This is a genomic window from Kitasatospora sp. NPDC057500 (assembly GCF_042802195.1).
Lineage (GTDB): Bacteria > Actinomycetota > Actinomycetes > Streptomycetales > Streptomycetaceae > Kitasatospora.
The window spans coordinates 1-5,080 of sequence record NZ_JBHVER010000151.1; the positions used below are offsets into that span (position 1 = coordinate 1).

Below are 5,080 nucleotides of genomic sequence, written 5' to 3' on the forward strand. Positions count from 1 at the left end.
GGCCCCGGCGCAGCAGGCGGCGGCGCGGGGGCTGGTCCGGCAGCCAGCCGAAGGTGAGGCAGCTGCCGGCCACGCCGAACAGCATGCCGATCAGGAAGCCGCCCAGGTTGGAGGTGAGCCAGCTGCCCAGCGAGGCCAGCACGGCGAGGATCGAGTAGAACAGCCGCTGGGCCGGGTTGAACAGGATCAGCAGGCCGCAGACCACCATCACCGTCGGGACCAGGTAGCCGGACAGTCCCTGGAGCCCGATGTGCAGGACGACGGGCAGCGGGGCGCGCAGGGTGAAGAGGATCTCCGCGCCGCCGGACAGCACCAGGACCCCGCCCCAGAACGGCCGCCGGCCCCGCCAGCCGCGCCAGGACGGACGGCTGCGGGCGGCGGGCGGCGCGGGATCGGCCTCCGCCGGCTGCGGCTCGGGCATCGGCTGCGGCTCGGACCGGGGCGTCGGCTCCGGCACCGTCAGCAGCCCTCGGAGCTGAAGCTCAGCCGCAGGTTGGGCAGTTTGAAGGCGGCGGCCGTGGTGGCGTAGTTGTGCTGCCGCAGGTTGCGGATCGTGACGGCGTCGGCCTGCTGCCCGAAGACGCCGGGCAGGCCCCGGACACCGGCCTTGGTGAAGGTGCTCGCGTCGCCGCCGACCTCGATGTTCGTGAACTCGGCGTCACCGGTGAGCAGGTCGGAGTCGGTGGTGAGGTCGGTGGCGGTCACCGGCGTCCCGGCATCGCCTGCCCTGATCAGCAGGTTGATGCCGCCGAGTTCGACGCTCTGGCACAGCTTGGTGAGCGTGGCCTGCTTGATCGCGGAGACCGCGACGAGCACCTGCCCGCCGGTGTCCCCGGCGTTCGGGCTGTCCTCGATCATGTGGTCCAGACTGCCGAACTGCTCGAATCCGACGCCCTCCAGGCTGTCGGCGGTGACGGTGAACGGCATGCCGGAGATCGCGAACTGGGCGGCGAGCACGCCCTGCGCGGTCAGGGCCATCAGCACGGCGCCGGCGGCGACGGCGGGAACGGCCATCAGCGCGGTGCGCTTCAGCCGGACCCGGCCCCGGCGCCGCACGGGCGGCTCCGCGGCGGTGCTCCCGGTGTTCCGGGCGGCGTCCTCGGACGTGGCCATGTGTGCTCCCTCGGATGGTGGGGACGGGCAGTCACTGGCACGTTGTCCTGGCGCGGACAGCGTTCCGCGGCACGGCCGGGAGGGGCCGCCCCTCGGCAGCGGGGCGGGCCGGTCGGGCCGCGGTGGGTAACTGGGAAGCTACTGCCCAGTATTGAGCGGGTCAATACGGGTGCACGAAGGATCATCGAGCGCTCCCCGGCGGCGCCCGCTACGGTGCGGGGGCCGGCGCCAGGCGGCGCGCGGCCTCGGCCGGGCCGAGGAACGGGGCCAGGCAGAAGAGGCTCAAGGCCGGAAGAAGGTCCGGGAGTTCGGCGGTGCGGCCGTTGTCGACGCAGCGCTGCAGGGCGCAGTAGACGCCGCCCACCACCGCGTCGACCATCGCCTCCGCCGCCACCCCGCCCGGGAGTTCGGGCACCTCGGCGAAGAACGCCCGGAACCGGGTGAGGAGTTGATCGCGTTCCCGGCGCCCGGCCGGGCCGACCGCGTCGAGCTCGATGACCGCCATGGTCGCGAAGGCCGGCACCCCGGCGAGCAGCCCGAGCATCGCCCGCAGCGCCTCGCGGATCCCGGTGCACCAGTCCGGCGCCGCCGCGAACGCCGCCGCCATCCGCCTGATCACCACCCCGGTGCCGTGCCGGTGGGCGGCGAGGAAGGCGTCCTCCTTGCCGGTGAACAGCTCGTAGAAGACCGGCCTGGTCACCCCGGCCGCGCGGCAGATGTCGCTCACCGTGGCACGCTGGTAGCCGTGCTCCGCGACGGTGAGCACCAGCCCGTCCAGCAGCCGCTCGCGCTGGGTCGCGGCGACCACCGCCGGGGGCAGCCGGCTCGGGCCGCGCTTGATCGACCGGGCGGGGTCGCGCCCGGTGCGCGCGCCGGGCAGCTGGACGGTGTCGGCGTTCCGACGGGCCTCCGGGTTCATCGCCAACTCCTGTGCTTCTCCTTGACATTGACGCGACGTCCGGTTTACAACACTGGCGGGTTTCCAATTCGCGGCCGACCGCCGCCGGAAGCCCGCACGCGTTCCGACTGCTCAGTATGGCGAACGCATGCCCGGCGGTGGCAGCCGCCGACGTGCACCCCGCACCGCGCACATCACGCCCCACCCCCGCTCCATCTCGCCGTACTCCGCCGTACCCGACCGCCGCCGGCCCCGGCCGGCCGCGCGGTCGGCCCGGGCCGCGCCGCACCCGCCGCACAGCGTCGTGCCGCCGGTACCGCCGCCCGTACGGGCGGGCCCGTGGCGCCGGGCCCGCCGAGTCGCCGTCCGCGGCGCGCACCCCCGCACCACCCCGTCGCGGTCATGCCGCGGCCGACGCCACCGCGCGCGCCCCACGCCGTCCGCACGGGCTCCCCCACCCGAACTCGCCCGGAGAGGCACACCCTCATGCGCATCCGCCGTACCCTCGCCACCGCGGCCGTCGCCACCGCCGCGGCGCTGGCCGCCGGGACCGTCGCCCCGGCCCAGGCCGCCGACGACGCCGCGGCCCCGGCCACCACCGCCGTCGCCGTGCTCACCCACACCTCGCTCGCCGGACCGAACGTCTCCGCCGGCGACGTCCTCGTCGCCGGCCTGGTGGCCGGCACCACCGCCAACTTCTCCTCCAGCGCCACCGGAACGACCGGCATCAAGTGCGCCGCCTCCGCGTTCTCCGCGACCGTCCTCACCAACCCGGCCGCCCCGGGGGTGGCCACCGAGTCGCTCAACTCCCAGACCTTCGGCTCCTGCACCTCCAACGTGATCGGCGTGACCGGGGTGCAGAGCGTCACCGTCAACAACCTCGCCTACGTCAACTCGGTCGGCGACGGCGCGGGCCACCCGGTCTCGCTCGACCCCGGCACGGCCGGCCCGGTGCAGACCACCGTGGTGCTGAAGACCGTCCTCGGCACCATCACCTGCGTCTACCGGGCCGCCGGCGGCCTGGCCGGCACGACCGACAACACCGGCCAGACCATCGGGTTCAGCGCCCAGGCGCTGCCGAAGTCCTCCGGCCCGAGCACCTGCTTCCCGGTCGGCTACTTCACCGCCACCTACGGCCCGGTCCGGGACGTCTCGGTGGCCGGGAACCCGGTCGTCTACGTCAACTGACACCCCGCGGCGCCGGTGACGCGCCCGGTCGGCGGCCTCGGCCACCGACCGGGCGCCTTCGCGCCGCGCTCCCCCCGGCCCGGGCCCGGGACAGCGAAGTGACCCACCGGTAGGGTGCTGGCGACGGACACCGGACGACGGGGATGTGGGGCACGCATGGGCGACGAGGGCACGGGGTTCTTCGAGTCGGTGGCCGACACGGCCGCCCGGCTGGCCGAGGCCGGCTACCTGGCCTCCACCGAGGTCGCCACCACCGTCTTCCTCGCCGACCGGCTCGGCAAGCCACTGCTCGTCGAGGGGCCGGCCGGCGTCGGCAAGACCGAACTGGCCAAGGCCGTCGCCGCGATCGGCCGCGCCCGGCTGGTGCGCCTCCAGTGCTACGAGGGCATCGACGAGTCCCGGGCCCTCTACGAGTGGAACCACGCCAAGCAGCTGCTGCGGATCACCGCCGGGCGCGACGAGGGCTGGGACCGGACCCGCACCGACGTCTTCGGCGAGGAGTTCCTGCTCACCCGGCCGCTGCTCACCGCCATCCGCGGCGACGAGCCGACCGTGCTGCTCATCGACGAGATGGACAAGGCCGACGTCGAGGTCGAGGCGCTGCTGCTCGAAGTGCTGAGCGACTTCCAGGTCACCGTACCCGAGCTGGGCACCATCACCGCGAGCCGCCGCCCGTTCGTCCTGCTCACCTCCAACGCCACCCGGGAGCTCTCCGAGGCACTGCGCCGGCGCTGCCTCTTCCTCCACCTCGGCTACCCGGAGGCCGAACTGGAGCGCCGGATCGTCCGGCTGCGCGTACCCGGCCTGGACGCGGCGCTGGCCGAGTCGCTGGTCCGGGTGGTCGGCGCGCTGCGCGCGATGGAGCTGCGCAAGGCCCCCTCGGTGGCCGAGACCGTCGACTGGGCCCGCACCCTGCTCGCCCTCGGGGCCGACACCCTCGACGAGACGGTCGTGCGCGCCACCCTCGGGGTGGTCCTCAAGCACCAGGACGACGTGCTGAGGGCCGCGCAGAAGCTCACCCCCGCATGACCGTCCCGCCCCCGCCGGGGGACCTCGCCGCCCGGCTGACCGGCCTCGTGCGCGCGCTGCGCACCCACGGCCTGCGGATCGGGCCCGCCGAGACGGTCGACGCCGCCGCCGTCCTGGAGGTGCTCGGCCTCGCCGACCGCGAGCAGGTCAGGGCCGGGCTGGCCGCCTCGCTGCTGCGCTCCGACGGACAGCGCGGGGTGTTCGACGCCACCTTCGACCTGTTCTTCCCCCTCGGCGTCGGCGCCCCCGAGACCGTGCGCCGGGCCGCCGGGCCGGCCGCAGCGGATCCGACGGCCCCGGACCCCGCCGCCCCGGACCCCGCCGCCCTGCGCGAGGACCTCCGGCAGCGGCTCTCGGCCGCGCTCGCCGCCGACGACCGGGTCGCCCAGACCCGGCTCGCGGGTGAGGCGGTGGCCGCGTTCGGCCGCTACGGAACCGCCGGCGGCCCGGGCCGGCCCGGCAGCGACGGCTGGTCGGCCCACCAGACGCTCGGCCGGCTCGCCCCGGAGACCCTGCTGGCCCGGGTGCTGGCGGCACTGCGCGCAGGCGCCGCCGACCGCGACGCCGACCGCGACCGCGACGGCCCCGACCTGGCCGACCACCTGCTCCCCGACGAGATCCGCCGCCGCATCCAGGGCTTCCGCGCCATGGTCGGCACCGAGGCACGCCGCCGGGCGGCCGAGCTGCGCGGCACCGAGCACATCGCCGAACGGGCCGTCGCACCCAGCACCGACCGGATCGACTTCCTCGCCGCCGGCCCCGACCAGCTCGCCGAACTCCGGCGCACCGTAAACCCGTTGGCCCGCAAACTGGCCACCCGGCTGGCCGCGCGCCGACGCCGCTCGGCGCGCG

Annotated in this window: 5 protein-coding genes and 1 pseudogene; 3 read left to right on the top strand and 3 right to left on the bottom strand. The window is 75.4% G+C overall.

What is annotated here, in order from left to right:
• From ACFU74_RS26670 to ACFU74_RS26680, 3 genes are all read right to left on the bottom strand, one after another.
• Positions 1 to 421, bottom strand: a 421-nt coding sequence (locus ACFU74_RS26670; RefSeq protein WP_380761114.1) for a DUF6114 domain-containing protein, incomplete at its 3' end; no start/stop codon positions are given.
• A gap of 38 nt (positions 422 to 459) precedes the next feature.
• Positions 460 to 1,113: a DUF6230 family protein gene (locus ACFU74_RS26675; protein ID WP_380761116.1), complete on the bottom strand. Its 654-nt coding sequence runs from the start codon at positions 1,111 to 1,113 to the stop codon at positions 460 to 462.
• 208 nt (positions 1,114 to 1,321) lie between these two features.
• Positions 1,322 to 2,032 carry a TetR/AcrR family transcriptional regulator gene (locus ACFU74_RS26680; RefSeq protein ID WP_380761118.1) on the bottom strand — a complete coding sequence of 237 codons (711 nt, stop codon included), beginning with the start codon at positions 2,030 to 2,032 and terminating at the stop codon, positions 1,322 to 1,324.
• Positions 2,033 to 2,497: 465 nt separating this feature from the next.
• Between ACFU74_RS26680 and ACFU74_RS26685 the strand changes: the two genes are divergently transcribed.
• The 3 genes and pseudogenes from ACFU74_RS26685 to ACFU74_RS26695 all read left to right on the top strand — a co-directional run.
• Positions 2,498 to 3,199 (top strand): Tat pathway signal sequence domain protein, encoded by a 702-nt coding sequence (locus ACFU74_RS26685; RefSeq protein WP_380761120.1) that lies wholly within the window; start codon positions 2,498 to 2,500, stop codon positions 3,197 to 3,199.
• Between the two features lie 156 nt (positions 3,200 to 3,355).
• The gene (locus ACFU74_RS26690) at positions 3,356 to 4,228 is read left to right on the top strand and encodes an AAA family ATPase (protein ID WP_380761122.1); all 873 of its coding nucleotides are present in this window, start codon (positions 3,356 to 3,358) and stop codon (positions 4,226 to 4,228) included.
• Positions 4,225 to 5,080: pseudogene (locus ACFU74_RS26695) on the top strand (hypothetical protein); the annotation flags it as partial. The gene ACFU74_RS26690 and the pseudogene ACFU74_RS26695, both read left to right, overlap by 4 nt.

Coding starts and splice junctions, on each gene's coding strand:
- ACFU74_RS26690 (WP_380761122.1), top strand. CDS start 3,356: ATGGGCGACGAGGGCACGGGGTTCTTCGAGTCGGTGGCCGACACGGCC.
- ACFU74_RS26680 (WP_380761118.1), bottom strand. CDS start 2,032: ATGAACCCGGAGGCCCGTCGGAACGCCGACACCGTCCAGCTGCCCGGC.
- ACFU74_RS26685 (WP_380761120.1), top strand. CDS start 2,498: ATGCGCATCCGCCGTACCCTCGCCACCGCGGCCGTCGCCACCGCCGCG.
- ACFU74_RS26675 (WP_380761116.1), bottom strand. CDS start 1,113: ATGGCCACGTCCGAGGACGCCGCCCGGAACACCGGGAGCACCGCCGCG.